This window comes from Streptomyces sp. NPDC050439 (assembly GCF_040655335.1).
Lineage (GTDB): Bacteria > Actinomycetota > Actinomycetes > Streptomycetales > Streptomycetaceae > Streptomyces.
Genome location: NZ_JBFAJT010000005.1, coordinates 699328 through 715382, shown reverse-complemented (window position 1 = coordinate 715382; position 16055 = coordinate 699328). Strand labels below are relative to the sequence as shown.

Sequence of the window (16055 nt, the reverse complement as noted above, 5' to 3'; positions counted from 1 at the left end):
TCAGCCCGCGGCAGGAAGTCCGTCCGCGGCAGGAAGGCTGGCCGCGACCGGAAGCCCTGCGGCCTTCCACGCCTGGAACCCGCCGATGAGGTCGGTCGCCTGGCGCAGCCCCAACTGCCGCAGGGAGACGGCCGCGAGGCTCGACGCGTACCCCTCGTTGCAGATCACGACGACCCGCAGGTCGTGGCCCGTGGCCTCCGCGGCACGGTGACTGCCCTGCGGGTCCAGGCGCCACTCCAGTTCGTTGCGCTCGACGACGAGGGCTCCGGGGATCAGGCCGTCGCGCTCGCGCAGGGCGGCGTACCGGATGTCGACCAGGAGTCCGCCCGCGGCCGCGGTGTCACGTGCCTCCTCCGGAGTGACCCGGTCGAGGTCGAGGCGCACGCGCTCCAGCAACTCGTCGATCCCGACGGGAGGTTCTTCGGGAGCGGGGTGCTCGTCGCTGATGGGACGTTCACCGGTGGGGTGTTCACTCACTGCCAGTCCTCCGGGCGCTCCACGGACTCCAGGCGCAGGACCGCGCCCGTGCGGCTGTAGCGGCGGATGCGCGGCAGCGGCGGGTAATAGGCGTGCACGGAGATGGCGTGCTCATCCGGGGACTCGTTCAGCACCTCGTGCACGTGGTTCTGGCCGAACGCCCTGCCCTTGCCGACCGTCAACTCCCTCTCACGGTCGACCCCTTCGGACAGTTCCAGGGTCTTCCAGCCGTCGGTGGGCAGCCGGGCGGCGAGCGAGTTCTCCTTGAGCGCGCCGGCAGCGGTGTAGAAGGCACCCACCGACTCCGCGTGGTCATGCCATCCGGTGCCGGTGCCGGGCGGCCAGCCGATCAGCCAGGCCTCGCTGCCGCCGGGACCTTCCAGACGTACCCAGGTACGCCCCTCAGGGTCCAGCGGGAGCGACGCGATGAGCTCGGCATCGGCAGCGCTCCGGCGTACGAATTCGAGGAGCTCGGCGGCGGTGGGCGCGGACCCGGCTGCGGAGGCATGGGTGGCGGAAGCGCGAGGGGTGGAGACAGAAGTGGTGACAGAAGTGGAGACAGGAGTGGTGACAGAAGCAGACACGGGGACCGTCCTGGAGGTTCGCGGAAGCGCGCGCCAAGAAGAGGGCGCGCAGAGGAGAAGGCGGCGAATTCAGCAGGACGGACGACACACGCAGCCCGCATAGCGGACGAGGTCCATATGGACCCTCCGCCACAGGCGCACATCGGTGTCGGTCACGTTTCGGAGTAGACCATGACGCTGCGTGCCGGTCAACTCCTTCTCACTGTGTGGTCGGGCGGCCCGCGGGGGCCCCGCTATCGGCCTTCTCCGCGGCGTCCGCGCTGTCCGCACGCCGCTTCGGGGACGCTCCGCCAAGAGCTGTCTCGGCCGCCGTATACAGCTCGGCGGGGCGCACCCCGCTGAGCGCCGTGACCAAGTGGCCGTCGGGGCGGATGAGCAGCACCGAGTGCGCGGGGGCCCCGGGGTAACTCTCCGCGACCAGCAGTTCTGCCGGGTGCGGCAGCGCCGTGACGGCGGCCGCGAGCCGGGGCATGATCCCGGCCGACACCCAGTGCCGTCGCTCCCACACCACCGTGCCGGGCGCGACAAGGACGACGAGCAGCTGGTTCGCGCCGAGCCGGTTGCGCAACTGTACGAAGGATCCGTCGGGAGCCGTCACCGGCACATCGGCCACGGGTGACCCCGGCTCCGTGCCCACGGCCACCTCGGACTCGGAAGGCGGAGGTGCCAGGGGCGAGTCCGCGTAGGACGCGGGCGCGCCGAGAGGCCCGCGTCCCACGTGACCGTCGGTGAGGAGAGTGTCGTGCCCGCGCGCGGACCCGGGAACGTAGGAGCGCAGGCCCTTGCCGCCCCGCAGTATCGGCAGGGACTGGTCGGCGGCGCGCAGACGCGCGGCGACACCGGCCCGCCGCTCGGCCTGGTAGCTGTCGAGCAGGGCGTCGTGCGCGCCGTGGTGCCAGGCGAGCGCCAGCTTCCAGGCGAGGTTGTCCGCGTCCCGCAGCCCCTCGTCGAGCCCTTGCGTACCGAGCGCGCCGAGGAGGTGCGCGGCATCGCCCGCGAGGAAGGCACGGCCGACCCGCCACCGGCGGGCCAGTCGGTGGTGGACGGTGTGCACACCGGTGTCGAGCAGTTCGTACGGCGGGGTGGAGCCGCCGCACCAGCCCGCGAGGGTCTCGCGGATACGCACCACGAGCGCGTCCGGCGTCACGAGCTCGCCGCGCGGCGGCAGCAGCCAGTCGAGCCGCCACACCCCGCCGGCGAGCGGACGGCCCGTCACCTCGGCGCCCCCGTGGCGCCACGGGGGCATCCGATGCAACAACGCCTGACCGGGCCCGGGAAGTTCCGTGCGCAGTGCGGCCACGGCGTGTCGCTCGACGGCCGTACGCCCCGGGAAGCGGACGTCGAGGAGCTTGCGCACGGTGGACCGTGGCCCGTCGCAGCCCACCAGATAACTGCCGCGCCACCAGGTGTCCTTGGGGCCGCGGGTGTGGGCGGTCAGCCCGTCCGCGTCCTGTTCGAGGGAGTCGAGCTTGCTCTCCACCGCGACCTTGACGAGGCGTTCCTCGGCGATGGCCGCGCGCAGGGCGCCGGTCAGTGCGTGCTGGGGCACATGAAGGGGGGCCGGTACCTCATCACTGAAAGTGAGCTCCCGCATCAGCTGCTTGCGCCGCAGGGAACGCCAGCCGTCCCACCGCGCGCCCGACTCCTGGTCACCGAACGAGTGACCGGTGAGCCGCTCCATGAGGGCCGCGGTGTCATCCCGCAGGATGACGGTCCGCGCGGGCCGCTGCTCGTCCTTGCCGGGCCCTTCGTCGAGTACGACGGTGGGTACGGAGTGACGCGCGAGAGCCAGGGCAAGCGTGAGCCCCACGGGGCCCGCGCCGACGACGATCACCGGGTCCACGGGGCGTACCCTCCTGCCGCAAGGGCCCGGGAGCGCTGGACGTACGTACAGGAACTGGCAGTTGGAGCCCGGTGCACGATCACAGAACGTATGCAACCCACCGCTGGTGCCCGCGTCAAGTTGCCGCCCGACTGCTGTGGCGCTTGGGCGAACGCGTGACAAGGCGGTCGACAGATCACACCGGGAGTGGTCGCAACATGACGAGGGCTGCCGTCCCGTATGGGACGACAGCCCTTCATCGCAAAACGACGGAGGCAGCGGCCGTATGCCACTGCCTCCGTCGTTCAGCCGACCGTTCGGGAGATGCCGCTAGCCGGGGCCGCCGTCGCCACCCCCGCCACCCGCGCCGAACCCTCCGCCCCCGCCGTGGTCCGCACGCATCGTCTTGGGGCCGATCGTCTCCAGGTTCTCGAGCGCTTCGGGGCCCACCACAGCGCCCGTGCTCTTCTTGGACTGCCGCATACGGCGCTCCAGCCAGGAGGCGAGGCTGGTGAGGATCAGGTTCAGCACGATGTAGATCACCGCGACGACGATGAAGCTGGGGATGACGCTCGCGTAGTACGAGGCGGCTGTCTTCCGCGCGCTGAGCAGCTCGGCGAAGCTGAGCATCGCGCCGCCGAGCGCGGTGTCCTTGACGATCACGACAAGCTGACTGACGAGCGCCGGGAGCATCGCGGTGACGGACTGCGGAAGCAGCACGCTCCTCATCGTCTGGCCCTTGCGCAGGCCGATCGCCTTGGCGGCTTCCGTCTGCCCCTTGGGCAGCGACAGGATGCCTGCCCGCACGATCTCGGCGAGCACCGAGGCGTTGTAGAGCACCAGGCCCGTCACCACGGCGTACATCGGACGGTCGTCGACGCTGATGTCGGTGGACACCGAGAAGAACTGGTTGGCGAAGACCATCAGGATCAGCACCGGGATCGCGCGGAAGAACTCGACGACCACAGCGGCGGGAACCCTGACCCACCGGTGGTCGGAGAGCCGTGCGATACCGAAGAGGGCTCCCAGCGGAAGGGCGATCACCATGGCGAGGCCGGCGGCCTTCAGCGTGTTCGCGAGTCCCGGCAGGAGGTATGTGGTCCATGACTCGGAGTCGGCGAGCCAGGGCTCCCACTTGGCCCATTCCAGCTGCCCCTTGTCGGACATGGCGGACCAGGCCCACCAAAGTCCCAGAAGCATGAGCGCGAGGAAGAGCAGCGAGAGAAGCACATTGCGCCGTTTGGCGCGGGGCCCGGGTGCGTCGTAAAGGACGGAAGTCATCGCTTCACCGCCATACGCTTGCCGAGCCAGCCGAGTATGAGGCCCGTCGGCAAGGTCAGCACCACGAAGCCGAAGGCGAATATCCCGGTGATGAGGAACAACTGCGCCTCATTTTCGATCATTTCCTTCATCAGCAGAGCCGCTTCCGCCACACCGATGGCCGCTGCGACCGTGGTGTTCTTGGTCAGGGCGATCAATACGTTGGTGAGCGGGCCGATCACGGAACGGAAGGCCTGCGGCAGCACGATGAGACCGAGGACCTGATTGAAGCCCAGCCCGAGGGCGCGTGCGGCCTCCGCCTGACCCAACGGCACCGTGTTGATGCCGGACCGCACTGCCTCGCACACGAACGCCGCCGTATAGGCGCCGAGGCCGAGCACCGCGAGACGGAAGCTCATCACGTCGACGTCGTCGGCCGCGCCCAGGGTGATGCCAAATACGTCGGCGAGCCCGAGCGAGCTGAACACGATGATGACGGTCAGCGGGATGTTCCGCACGATGTTGACGTAGGCGGTACCGAACCAACGCATGACCGGAACCGGGCTGACGCGCATCGCGGCCAGCAGAGTGCCCCAGACCAGGGAACCGATGCCTGCGAAGACGGTGAGCTTCACCGTCATCCAGAAGGCCTCGAGCAAGTCGTAGTCTTCAAGAAAGTCGAACACGATCTCCCGCGCTCTCGCATGTGGTGATGGCGAGGTACGCCGCCGCGTCCGAGCGGCGGCGTACCGGCGTGTGCCCTGTCAGTGGAGCGGCTTCAGGAGCCGCTCCCACGAGGTCACTTGACGATGTCGCCGATCTTCGGGGCGGGCTCGTTCTTGTAGTTGGCAGGGCCGAAGTTCTTCTTGACTGCCTTGTCCCAGGACTTGTCCGAAACCATCTTCTCGAGGGCCTTGTTGATCTGGTCCTTGAGCTTGGTGTCGCCCTTCTTGACGCCGATGCCGTAGTTCTCGTTGGTCAGCTTCAGGCCGGCGAGCTTGTACTTGCCCTTGTACTGCTCCTGCGCCGCGTAGCCCGCGAGGATCGAGTCGTCCGTGGTCAGCGCGTCGACGGCGCTGCTGCCAAGGCCGTCGATGCACTCGGAGTACGTGCTGTACTCGCGCAGCTGGGCCTTCGGAGCGATCTCCTTCTTGACGTTCTGCGCCGAGGTGGAACCGGTCACCGAGCAGAGCTTCTTGCCGTTGAGGTCCGTGCCCTTGGTGATCTTGTCGTCGGACCGCACGAGCAGGTCCTGGTGGGCGAGGAGGTACGGCCCCGCGAAGTCGACCTTCTCCTCGCGCTCCTCGTTGATGGAGTACGACGCCGCGATGAACTTGACGTCACCGCGCTGCAGGGCGGTCTCGCGGTCCGCGCTGGGCGTTTCCTTCCACTCGATGTCCCCGGCCTCGTAACCGAGCTCCTTGGCGACGTAGGTCGCGACATCGACGTCGAAGCCGGTGTATCCGTCCGGCGTCTTCAGGCCGATACCGGGCTGGTCGAACTTGATGCCGATGGTGATCTTCTTGCCACCACCGGAACCCTTGTCGTCCTTGTCGTCCGAGCCACAGGCCGTGGCGGTGACGGAGAGCGCGAGTACGGCGGCGGCTGCCGCGGTGACCTTGCGAGCCTTCATGGTGAACATCCTTTGTTTCGGCAGAAGAGGGTTGAGACGCAGGGGAGAGCCACGCGTCAGTGGTGAAGGATCTTCGACAGGAAGTCCTTGGCCCGGTCGCTGCGCGGGTTGCTGAAGAACTGGTCCGGCACGGCCTCTTCGACGATCCGGCCGTCCGCCATGAAGACGACGCGGTTGGCCGCGGAGCGTGCGAAGCCCATCTCGTGGGTGACCACGACCATGGTCATGCCGTCACGCGCGAGCTGCTGCATGACCTCGAGGACCTCGTTGATCATCTCCGGGTCGAGCGCCGACGTGGGCTCGTCGAAGAGCATCACCTTGGGGTCCATGGCCAACGCGCGGGCGATCGCGACACGTTGCTGCTGGCCACCGGAGAGCTGCGCGGGGTACTTGTCGGCCTGCGTGGCGACACCCACACGGTCCAGGAGGCCGCGTGCCTTTGTCTCTGCTTCCGCCTTGGACGTCTTGCGCACCTTGATCTGGCCCAGCATCACGTTCTCGAGCACGGTCTTGTGCGCGAAAAGGTTGAAGGACTGGAAGACCATGCCCACGTCCGCACGGAGACGTGCGAGCTCCTTGCCCTCCTGGGGCAGAGGCTTGCCGTCGATCGAGATGTCTCCCGACTCGACGGTCTCCAGGCGGTTGATGGCGCGGCACAGTGTCGACTTGCCCGACCCGGAGGGGCCGATCACGACGACGACCTCACCGCGGGTGATGGTCAGGTCGATGTCCTGGAGGACGTGCAGAGCGCCGAAGTGCTTGTTGACGTTCTTCAGCACGACCAGGTCGTCCGCCCCGGGCGGTATGGCGTCCTTGGTCACCGATACTTCGGTCACGGCTTGTTGCTCCATCCTCCTCGGTTGGGAGGACAGTAATAACCCGGTGCGACCAGCGTCATTACATCTGAGGGGAAATTGAGCATAACGATCCGGCCGCAACCGGACACACCGTGTGAACGGGGACGCCCGGGCGCGTACCGGCTCCATAACGGAACGTGCCCGTGACCCGAACCCTCTTGACGCGGTCCTTATCCATCGGCGTGGATGCCATGGTGCGTGTGCACGCGCGCGTACCGGCCATCGGCGAGCGCGAACCGAACGACCGATGAACCGGAGGGGGCCCGTATGAGACTGCTCCTCGTCGAAGACGACGATCATGTGGCCGCCGCCCTGTCCGCGGTCCTGGCCAGGCACGGCTTCGACGTCGTGCACGCCCGCAGCGGAGAGGAAGCGCTGCAGGCCCTGCTGCCCGGCGCGACGGCACCCTTCGGAGTCGTGCTCCTCGACCTGGGGCTGCCCGACCAGGACGGCTACGAAGTGTGCGGAAAGATCCGGAAGCGCGGATCGATCCCCGTGATCATGGTGACGGCGCGGGCCGACGTACGCTCGCGGATCCATGGCCTGAACCTCGGGGCCGATGACTACGTGGTGAAGCCGTACGACACCGGGGAGCTCATCGCCCGCATCCACGCGGTCATCCGCCGGCCCCCGTCCGGCGCCGCCGCGGGCCCCGCCGACAGCGAACTGCGCCTCGGCTCCGTACGCATCGAACTGCCCACCCGCCAGGTCAGTGTGGACGGTTCGACGGTCCAGCTGACCCGCAAGGAGTTCGACCTGCTCGCGCTCCTCGCGCAGCGGCCCGGCGTGGTGTTCCGCCGGGAGCAGATCATCAGCGAGGTGTGGCGCACCAGCTGGGAGGGAACGGGACGCACCCTTGAGGTGCATGTCGCTTCCCTGCGCTCCAAGTTGCACATGCCGGCCCTGATCGAGACCGTCCGGGGCGTGGGCTATCGGCTCGTGGCCCCGGCCGCGTAGCGAGTAGCGAGGTCAGGTGCGCTCTCGCCTCCTCCCGCTGCTCATCGTCCTCATGGCGGGTGTGCTGCTCGCGCTCGGCTTCCCGCTCGCGGTGAGCGTGGCGGCGGCGCAGCAGCAGAAGGTGGTCATCGACCGGATCGACGACACGGCACGGTTCGCGTCGCTCGCGCAGTTCGTCACGAAACGCCCCACGGGCTCGCGGCTGCAGGACAAGGACGAACGGCGCGAGACCCTTCAGACCGAACTCGACTACTACCACGAGGTCTACGGGATCAAGGCGGGCGTCTTCTTCCGGGACGGTGAGCCCATGGCTCACGCCCCCGGAGACTGGTTCCTGCCTCCCCGGGGCGCCGAGGTGCGCGAGGCCTTCGAAGAGGCCCTCAGGTCCCGTGGCAGCCACAATCCGCGCCAGGTCTGGCCCTGGCAGCGCGGCCGGCTCGTCGTCGCGTCCCCGGTGATCAGGGACGGGGACGTCATCGCCGTCGTCGTCACCGATTCACCCACGGGACGCATGCGTTCGCAGACACTGCAGGGATGGCTGCTCATCGGTGCCGGCGAGTTGGCGGCGATGCTTCTCGCGGTCGGTGCCGCACTGCGCCTCACCGGCTGGGTGCTGCGCCCGGTACGGGTCCTGGACGCCACCACGCACGACATCGCGACCGGGCGGCTGAAGTCGCGGGTGGCGGCCGCGGGCGGACCGCCGGAACTGAGACGTCTCGCCCGCTCGTTCAACGAGATGGCCGACAACGTCGAGGACGTGCTGGAGCAGCAGCGGGCCTTCGTCGCCGACGCCTCGCACCAACTGCGCAACCCGCTCTCCGCCCTGCTGCTCCGCATCGAGCTGCTCGCCCTCGAACTGCCCGAGGGGAACGAGGAGATCGCCTCCGTGCGCACCGAGGGCAAACGCCTCGCCCAAGTGCTCGACGACCTCCTGGGCCTCGCCCTGGCCGAGCACGCCGCGGCCGATCTGCAGCTCACCGACATCGGGGAGCTCGCGGCCGAGCGGGTGGGCGCCTGGCGGCCGCTCGCCGAGGAGCGCGGGGTCCGGCTGACGGGCACCTGCCCGGCGACCACCGGCTGGGCCGACCCGGTCGCGCTGTCCAGCGCCCTGGACGCGGTCATCGACAACGCCCTCAAGTTCACGCCCGAGGGCGAGGAGGTGCGGGTGGAGGTCTCCTGGAGCGGTGAGCGGACGACCATAGTGATCACGGACGGCGGCCCCGGCCTCACGGAGGACGAACTCGCCCGCATCGGTGACCGCTTCTGGCGCAGCAACCGCCATCAGAACGTCAAGGGATCCGGCCTCGGGCTGTCTATCTCGCGCGCCCTGCTCACCGCGGGCGGCGGCTCCCTCACGTACGAGCAGCACGAGCCGCACGGACTGCGGGTGACCGTCGCAGTGCCACGCAGTGAACCCGCGACCCGCGCCTGACGGCTGGGGCAACGGCCACGGTCATGACTACGGCTTGACCGACTGGTAGTAGCGGCGCGCACCCTCATGCAGGGGCAGCGGGTCCGTGTAGAGCGCCGTCCGCAGGTCCACCAGCTGGGCCGCGTGCACCTTGCCGCCGATGTGGTCGCGGCTGTCGATCACCGTGCGGGTCAGCCCCTCGGTGAGTTTCGGGTCCGCCCGGTCCGTGGTCACCAGGAGGTTCGCCACGGCCAGGGTCGGTACGGCGTCGTTCTGCTGGGCGGCGGGGTAGGCGTCGGCGGGCATCACCGCGGCCCGGTAGTAGCGGGAGGCCCCGCTCTGCTTGTGCAGGGCGTCCACGAGGGTGCCGAGCTCGACGAGGCGGATGTCGAACTCCTCGGAGAGCACTCGCACGGTGGTGGTCGGCAGCCCGCCCGACCAGAAGAAGGCGTCGATGTCGCCCTTCTTAAGGAGGTCGGGTGCTTTGTCGATCCCGGCGTGCACAGCCGTGAGGTCCTTCTCGGGATCGAGGCCGGCGGCCTTGAGCACCTGGTCCGCTATCAGCCGCACGCCCGAGCGCGGCTGTCCCACGGCCACCTTCTTGCCCCGCAGGTCCTGCGCCTTGTCGATGTCGGACGAGCGCCGGACGACGAGCTGCACGTAGTCGTCGTACAGCCGCGCACAACCCCGGAGCGAGTCCGCGCCCGCCCGCCCTTCCCGGCGATATTTCGCCACGGCGTCGGCGGCCGCGATGGTGAAGTCGGCCTTCCCCGTGGCCACCCGCTCGACGTTCTGCTGCGACCCCTCGCTGTTGAGGAGCTCCACGTCCACCTTGGGCATGTCGTGGGAGACCGCGGTCCTCAGGAGCTTGCCGTACCGCTCGTACACCGCGTTCTTCACGCCTGTGCTGAACGTCATCCGGCCCGACGGAGAGTCGTCGCCCACCGGGACGAGCCACCACATCAAGAGTCCGAAGACCACAAGGGCGGCCGCGGCACCCTGGAGTGCGCGCCGCCTGCTGATGTGGGGGAGTGCCGTGAGCATGCGCGCGATCCTGCCAGGCCACTCGCAGTAATGGCCAGGGCCGAGCTCCCGGCAGGGGTACTCCCGCGACCGCCTACCCTTGTCACATGAGCAGCGGAGACCGGGGACAGGCAGTGGGCGTCAAAGGAACGTACGAGGTACGCACCTACGGGTGCCAGATGAACGTCCACGATTCGGAGCGCCTCTCCGGTCTCCTCGAGGGCGCCGGATACGAACGCGCGCCCGAGGGCTCGGACGGGGACGCCGACGTGGTCGTCTTCAACACGTGCGCCGTGCGGGAGAACGCCGACAACCGTCTGTACGGGAACCTCGGCCGCCTGGCGCCGATGAAGACCAAGCGGCCCGGCATGCAGATCGCCGTCGGCGGATGCCTGGCCCAGAAGGACCGCGACACGATCGTCAAGAAGGCCCCCTGGGTCGACGTCGTCTTCGGCACGCACAACATCGGCAAGCTGCCGGTCCTCCTGGAGCGGGCCCGCGTCCAGGAAGAGGCGCAGGTCGAGATCGCCGAATCCCTGGAGGCGTTCCCCTCGACGCTGCCCACGCGCCGCGAGAGCGCGTACGCGGCCTGGGTCTCCATCTCCGTGGGCTGCAACAACACCTGCACGTTCTGCATCGTGCCCGCGCTGCGCGGCAAGGAGAAGGACCGCAGGACCGGCGACATCCTCGCCGAGATCGAGGCGCTCGTCGCCGAGGGCGTCTCCGAGATCACCCTGCTCGGCCAGAACGTTAACGCGTACGGCTCGGACATCGGTGACCGCGAGGCCTTCAGCAAGCTCCTGCGGGCCTGCGGGAAGATCGAGGGCCTGGAGCGCGTGCGCTTCACGTCCCCGCACCCGCGCGACTTCACCGACGACGTGATCGCCGCCATGGCCGAGACCCCGAACGTGATGCCGCAGCTGCACATGCCGCTCCAGTCCGGCTCGGACCCGATCCTGAAGGCCATGCGCCGCTCGTACCGCCAGGACCGCTTCCTCGGCATCATCGAGAAGGTCCGCGCCGCCATGCCCGAGGCCGCGATCACCACCGACATCATCGTCGGCTTCCCCGGGGAGACCGAGGAGGACTTCGAGCAGACGATGCACGTGGTCCGCGAGGCCCGCTTCGCCAACGCCTTCACCTTCCAGTACTCCAAGCGCCCCGGTACGCCCGCGGCGACCATGGAGGGGCAGATCCCCAAGGAGGTCGTGCAGGAGCGCTACATGCGTCTGTCCGCCCTCCAGGAGCAGATCGCCTGGGACGAGAACAAGAAGCAGGTCGGCAGGACCCTCGACCTGATGGTGGCCGAGGGCGAGGGCCGCAAGGACGGCTCCACCCACCGCCTCTCCGGCCGCGCCCCGGACAACCGCCTGGTCCACTTCACCAAGCCCGACACCGAGGTCCGTCCCGGTGACGTCGTGACGGTCGAGATCACGTACGCGGCGCCGCACCACCTGCTCGCCGAGGGCCCCGTCCTGAACGTGCGCCCCACGCGCGCGGGGGACGCCTGGGAGAAGCGCAACACCGAGGCGGCGGCCAAGCCCGCGGGCGTGCTGCTCGGCCTGCCGAAGGTGGGCGTCCCCGAGCCGCTTCCGGTGGCCTCCGGCGGCGGCTGCTCCATCGACTGACTCGGGACCGATCTCCTACTGGCGCCGACGGGCGTTACGCTGCGGATCATGCTTGTCGCCGCAGCCGTCTGCCCCTGCCCGCCCCTGCTCGTCCCCGAGGTGGCCGCGGGTGCCGCCCCCGAACTGGACGCCGCGCGTGCCGCGTGCACGGACGCCATCGGGGTGCTCGCGGCCGCACGCGCCGACCGTCTCGTCGTGGTCGGTCCCGCCGGGGAGGGTGGGCGTGGCCCGCATCCGCAGGGCGCGCGAGGGTCCTTCCGCGGCTTCGGGGTGGACCTGGACGTACGCCTCGGGATCTCCGACCGCCATGGGCTCTCAGATCATGAGGCGACGGAGCGCGTCCTTCCGCCTTCGCTCGCCGTGGCGGCCTGGCTGCTCGACCGTACGGAATGGTCGGCGGCCCCGCTGGAAGGTCTCGGGGTGGGGGAACCTCTGGAGGCCGAGCGGTGTATCCAAGTCGGAAGGGACATCGCGGCGGGAGCCGACCGCGTGGCACTGCTGGTGATGGGCGACGCCAGCGCGTGCCGCACGCTGAAGGCACCGGGGTATCTCGACGAGCGGGCGGCCGGGTTCGACGCGGAGGTCGCCCGTGCGCTGGGAGCCGCGGACGTCGAGGCGCTCAAGGCACTGGACGAGGAGCTGGCGTATGAACTGAAAGCGGCGGGGCGGGCGCCGTGGCAGGTGCTCGCGGGCGCGGCCGAGGGCGCGGGCCTGAGCGGCGAGCTGCTCTACGAGGACGCTCCGTACGGCGTCGGGTATCTGGTGTCCACCTGGTCCTAGCGGTAGCGCGGTTCGCGCCGCACGCGCCGTACGCGTGGCCTGGGCGGCCGCCCCGCGGCCGACGCACGGCGACGGCCGCGGAGCTGGTGGCGCTCCACGGCCGTCCGCCGGAGTCGCTCAGCGGGAGACCTGGCCGGCGTACTCAGTCGGCGCTCCGGCGCCGTGACGCGACCGGTGAGCCGACGAGTGATGCAGCCGGTGGTTCAGGAAGCCGGAGGAGGCGTCGGAGGGGTGGGCCCGCCACCCGCGTCCTTGCCCTCGTCGGGCGTCCCGGCGAGGCGGTCCACGGCGTCCTTCGCCTTGCCCGTCCCCGTCTGGATCTTGTCGCTGTACTTGCCCTTGGTCTTGGCGTCGACCACCTTCGCGGCCTTGTCGAGACCTTGGTCGATCTTGTCCCCGTGCTGCTGCGCGAGGCCCGCGACCTTGTCCTTCGCCGGGGCGAGCTTGTTCTTCAGGTTCTGCAGGAAGCCCATGGGTCACCTTCCCTCGCCGGGGGAGTCACTTGCGGGCGCCCTCGTCGGCTTCGTCGTTGTCGGCAGCCTTCTCGGCGGACTGCTGCTTCGGGATGTCCACGTTCTCCCCCGAAGCCGCCTCGGCGTCGTCCGGCTCGTCCCCGGCCTTGCCGTCGGAGCCGGACCCGGACTCGGACTTGGCCTCGGCCGCCACCTCCGCCTTCGGCTCTGCCGTCGCCTCGGCCTTCTCGGCCGCCTTCGTCTCGGCCTTGTCATCAGACTTGGTGTCCGCTTCGGCCGCGGCCTTGGATGCGTCCCCGCCGGCGGCTTCGGCCTTGGCCTTGTCCTTTTCGGCCTCGGGCTCGGTGGACTCCCCGGCCGCTTCCGTCTCGGCCGTGAGGGTGCTCGCGGCCGCCTCGGGTGTGGACGCCTCTTCCGTGTCCTTGGACTTCCTACGGAACCGTGCAAAAACGCCCATATCTACTCCATACGGTACTCGTGTGGGCGAAATCCCGCGCCGCCCGGTGCGCCCTGTTGCGCCTCCCGGGTCGCCGATCCTCAAAACCGGCGGCCGGAACCTCGCAACAGGCAACGACCCCGGACGTGTGGCGTCACGTAGCTCGTTCGGGAAGTCGCCGCGGGGTTTGCGAGACTGGGGCGGTGAGTAGAGCAGCTCCCGCACCGCGGGTCATCGCCGTCGTCGGGCCGACCGCGGCAGGAAAGTCCGATCTGGGCGTTTTTCTTGCCCAGCGTCTCGGCGGCGAAGTCGTCAACGCCGACTCCATGCAGCTCTACAGAGGGATGGACATCGGAACCGCCAAGCTGACGCTCGAAGAGCGCGACGGAGTGCCGCACCACCTCCTCGACATCTGGGACGTCACGGAGGCCGCGAGCGTCGCCGAGTACCAGAAGCTGGCGCGCGCCGAGATCGACCGCCTCCTCGCCGACGGACGCTGGCCGATCCTGGTCGGCGGCTCCGGGCTCTACGTCAGGGGCGCCGTCGACCACCTGGAGTTCCCCGGCACCGACCCCGAGGTCCGCGCCCGCCTGGAGGACGAGCTCGCCCTCCACGGCTCCGGAGCGCTCCACGCCCGCCTCGCCGCCGCCGACCCGGGAGCGGGCCAGGCCATCCTTCCCAGCAACGGCCGCCGGATCGTCCGTGCCCTCGAGGTCATCGAGATCACCGGCAAGCCCTTCACCGCCAACCTCCCCGGCCACGACTCCGTCTACGACACCGTCCAGATCGGCGTCGACGTGGGCCGCCCCGAACTCGACGAACGCATCGCCACGCGCGTGGACCGCATGTGGGACGCGGGTCTCGTCGACGAGGTGCGGTCCCTGGAGGCCATGGGCCTGCGCGAGGGGCGTACGGCGTCGCGTGCGCTCGGGTACCAGCAGGTGCTCGCGGCGCTCGCCGGGGAGTGCACCGACGACGCGGCGCGCGCGGAGACCGTGCGCGCGACCAAGCGTTTCGCGCGCCGCCAGGACTCGTGGTTCCGCCGCGATCCCCGGGTGCAGTGGCTCAGTGGTGCCATGGCCGACCGAGGGGAACTCCCAGGACGGGCAATGGCGTTGGTCGAACGAGCGGTCACAGCCTGATCACGTGATGGCATCGGGACGCTCCGGCGGTCATCCCGGCCCCTGGCGCCGTGCCATCATCGACCATCGATCGACCAGTGGAGTCCGAAGTGGGAGGGCGGATGGCGATGGAGGCCGGCCCTCGCGACACCGCGCATGACGGCGGCGAGCTGACCCCGGACGGTCCCGATGAGGTGCCGGGCGGCGTGACCGACGACGGTCCCGTCGCGGACGCGATGGCCGCGGCGGAAGTCGAGGTCGAACTGCGGCCGCAGCGCCGACTGCGTATCTGGCAGCTCGCGCCGATCGTCGTCCTCGCCGCCGCCGGATCGCTGATGTTCGCCTTCCCGCTGGCCTTCGAGTTCGGGGACGGCGGCGCCGTCGTCGCCATGCTCGGGCTCCTGATCAGCAGCTGTGCCGCGGGCTGGGGCATGATGGCCGCCCGCCGCGTGGGTCACACCTGGCCGGGGCTGCCGGAGCGCGGTTCCGGACGCCGCCCGGACTGGCGGATCGTCTCCGCGTACGCCCTGGTCTTCCTCGCCGTCGCCGTCCTCGCCGTGTGGCGGGTCGCGCGCCTTCGCTGACGGCGTCGCACCAGGTCAGAGCCCTGACGGCCACCTTGACGACGGACTGTCCTCGCCACCCCGTACGATCGAGGAATGAGCACGCGGATCGCCTTCCTCAAGGGGCACGGGACCGAGAACGACTTCGTGATCATCCCGGACCCCGACAACGCCGTCGCGCTGTCCCCGGCCGCTGTCGCCGCCCTGTGCGACCGCCGTGCGGGCATCGGGGGCGACGGTCTGCTGCACGTCGTGCGTTCCGCGGCACACCCCGAGGCGCGCCACCTGGCCGCCGAGGCCGAGTGGTTCATGGACTACCGCAACGGCGACGGTTCGATCGCCGAGATGTGCGGCAACGGCGTGCGCGTCTTCGCCCGCTATCTGCAGCACGCCGGACTGGTGGGCGAGGGCGATCTGGCCGTCGCGACCCGGGGCGGCGTGAAGACCGTGCACATCGCCAAGGCCGCGGCCGGCGGGGACGTCACCGTGGGGATGGGCAAGGCATCCTTCCCCGAAGGGGACGACGTCACCGTCTCCGTGGCCGACCGCCACTGGCCCGCGCGCAACGTGAACATGGGCAACCCGCACGCGGTCGCCTTCGTCGACGACCTGGCCCACGCGGGCAATCTGTACGACGCGCCACCATTCAGCCCCGCGTCGGCGTACCCGGAGGGCGTGAACGTCGAGTTCGTCGTCGACCGCGGTCCGCGTCACGTCGCCATGCGCGTGCACGAGCGCGGCGCGGGCGAGACCCGCTCGTGCGGCACGGGCGCGTGCGCCGTGGCCGTCGCGGCGGCGCGCAGGGACGGGGCTGACCCCGTGACGACCGGTTCGCCGGTCACGTACACCGTCGATCTGCCCGGTGGGAGCCTGGTGATCACCGAGCGGCCCGACGGCGAGATCGAGATGACGGGCCCCGCGGTGATCGTCGCCGAAGGCATGATCGACGCGGAATGGCTCGAAACTGTAAACCCGTGAACTGTCGCTCGAATGGGTGATCCGTTTCACGCTCGGCGAGAGGCGGTCAGCG

Annotated in this window: 18 protein-coding genes; 7 read left to right on the top strand and 11 right to left on the bottom strand. The window is 69.7% G+C overall.

Annotated features, from left to right (window positions below; all coding sequences use genetic code 11):
- From AB0I66_RS24225 to AB0I66_RS24190, 8 genes are all read right to left on the bottom strand, one after another.
- Complete coding sequence (locus tag AB0I66_RS24225; protein WP_363210065.1) at positions 1–447, bottom strand: rhodanese-like domain-containing protein; 447 nt, start codon at positions 445–447, stop codon at positions 1–3.
- 26 nt (positions 448–473) lie between these two features.
- The gene (locus AB0I66_RS24220) at positions 474–1061 is read right to left on the bottom strand and encodes a cysteine dioxygenase (RefSeq protein WP_363210007.1); all 588 of its coding nucleotides are present in this window, start codon (positions 1059–1061) and stop codon (positions 474–476) included.
- 69 nt (positions 1062–1130) lie between these two features.
- Positions 1131–1202, bottom strand: a complete 72-nt coding sequence (locus AB0I66_RS24215) for a putative leader peptide (RefSeq protein WP_309544753.1) — start codon at positions 1200–1202, stop codon at positions 1131–1133.
- A gap of 58 nt (positions 1203–1260) precedes the next feature.
- Positions 1261–2904: an FAD-dependent monooxygenase gene (locus AB0I66_RS24210; RefSeq protein ID WP_363210006.1), complete on the bottom strand. Its 1644-nt coding sequence runs from the start codon at positions 2902–2904 to the stop codon at positions 1261–1263.
- A gap of 309 nt (positions 2905–3213) precedes the next feature.
- Positions 3214–4164 carry an amino acid ABC transporter permease gene (locus AB0I66_RS24205; protein WP_363210005.1) on the bottom strand — a complete coding sequence of 317 codons (951 nt, stop codon included), beginning with the start codon at positions 4162–4164 and terminating at the stop codon, positions 3214–3216.
- The gene (locus AB0I66_RS24200) at positions 4161–4829 is read right to left on the bottom strand and encodes an amino acid ABC transporter permease (protein WP_363210004.1); all 669 of its coding nucleotides are present in this window, start codon (positions 4827–4829) and stop codon (positions 4161–4163) included. The genes AB0I66_RS24205 and AB0I66_RS24200 overlap by 4 nt, the downstream gene beginning before the upstream one ends.
- A gap of 113 nt (positions 4830–4942) precedes the next feature.
- Entirely contained in the window at positions 4943–5776 is an 834-nt protein-coding gene (locus AB0I66_RS24195) for a glutamate ABC transporter substrate-binding protein (RefSeq protein ID WP_363210002.1), read from the bottom strand.
- 56 nt (positions 5777–5832) lie between these two features.
- Positions 5833–6612: an amino acid ABC transporter ATP-binding protein gene (locus tag AB0I66_RS24190; protein WP_361843160.1), complete on the bottom strand. Its 780-nt coding sequence runs from the start codon at positions 6610–6612 to the stop codon at positions 5833–5835.
- A 288-nt stretch (positions 6613–6900) separates the two neighbouring features.
- Here AB0I66_RS24190 and AB0I66_RS24185 point away from each other — a divergent pair, with 288 nt between their 5' ends.
- Together AB0I66_RS24185 and AB0I66_RS24180 are read left to right on the top strand one after the other, a co-directional pair.
- The gene (locus AB0I66_RS24185; protein WP_363210001.1) at positions 6901–7590 is read left to right on the top strand and encodes a response regulator transcription factor; all 690 of its coding nucleotides are present in this window, start codon (positions 6901–6903) and stop codon (positions 7588–7590) included.
- A 16-nt stretch (positions 7591–7606) separates the two neighbouring features.
- Positions 7607–9022, top strand: a complete 1416-nt coding sequence (locus AB0I66_RS24180) for a HAMP domain-containing sensor histidine kinase (protein ID WP_363210000.1) — start codon at positions 7607–7609, stop codon at positions 9020–9022.
- A gap of 27 nt (positions 9023–9049) precedes the next feature.
- On the opposite strand, the gene AB0I66_RS24175 is transcribed toward AB0I66_RS24180, so the two are convergent.
- Complete coding sequence (locus tag AB0I66_RS24175; protein ID WP_363209999.1) at positions 9050–10045, bottom strand: TAXI family TRAP transporter solute-binding subunit; 996 nt, start codon at positions 10043–10045, stop codon at positions 9050–9052.
- A gap of 86 nt (positions 10046–10131) precedes the next feature.
- Between AB0I66_RS24175 and miaB the strand changes: the two genes are divergently transcribed.
- Together miaB and AB0I66_RS24165 are read left to right on the top strand one after the other, a co-directional pair.
- On the top strand, positions 10132–11652 hold the full coding sequence (gene miaB, locus AB0I66_RS24170) for a tRNA (N6-isopentenyl adenosine(37)-C2)-methylthiotransferase MiaB (protein WP_363209998.1): 1521 nt from the start codon (positions 10132–10134) through the stop codon (positions 11650–11652).
- A gap of 48 nt (positions 11653–11700) precedes the next feature.
- Positions 11701–12432 (top strand): class III extradiol dioxygenase subunit B-like domain-containing protein, encoded by a 732-nt coding sequence (locus AB0I66_RS24165; RefSeq protein ID WP_363209997.1) that lies wholly within the window; start codon positions 11701–11703, stop codon positions 12430–12432.
- Between the two features lie 203 nt (positions 12433–12635).
- Here the strand turns inward: AB0I66_RS24165 and AB0I66_RS24160 are convergent, their stop codons facing one another.
- Entirely contained in the window at positions 12636–12905 is a 270-nt protein-coding gene (locus tag AB0I66_RS24160) for an antitoxin (protein WP_363209996.1), read from the bottom strand.
- A 25-nt stretch (positions 12906–12930) separates the two neighbouring features.
- Positions 12931–13362 carry a hypothetical protein gene (locus AB0I66_RS24155; protein WP_363209995.1) on the bottom strand — a complete coding sequence of 144 codons (432 nt, stop codon included), beginning with the start codon at positions 13360–13362 and terminating at the stop codon, positions 12931–12933.
- Positions 13363–13544: 182 nt separating this feature from the next.
- On the opposite strand from AB0I66_RS24155, the gene miaA reads away from it, so the two are divergent.
- The 3 genes from miaA (at position 13545) to dapF (ending at position 16003) form a co-directional block, all read left to right on the top strand.
- Positions 13545–14483 carry a tRNA (adenosine(37)-N6)-dimethylallyltransferase MiaA gene (gene miaA / locus AB0I66_RS24150; protein ID WP_363209994.1) on the top strand — a complete coding sequence of 313 codons (939 nt, stop codon included), beginning with the start codon at positions 13545–13547 and terminating at the stop codon, positions 14481–14483.
- A gap of 101 nt (positions 14484–14584) precedes the next feature.
- Positions 14585–15046 carry a hypothetical protein gene (locus AB0I66_RS24145; protein ID WP_363209993.1) on the top strand — a complete coding sequence of 154 codons (462 nt, stop codon included), beginning with the start codon at positions 14585–14587 and terminating at the stop codon, positions 15044–15046.
- 75 nt (positions 15047–15121) lie between these two features.
- Positions 15122–16003, top strand: a complete 882-nt coding sequence (gene dapF, locus AB0I66_RS24140) for a diaminopimelate epimerase (RefSeq protein ID WP_363209992.1) — start codon at positions 15122–15124, stop codon at positions 16001–16003.
- The last annotated feature ends 52 nt before the right edge of the window (positions 16004–16055 follow it).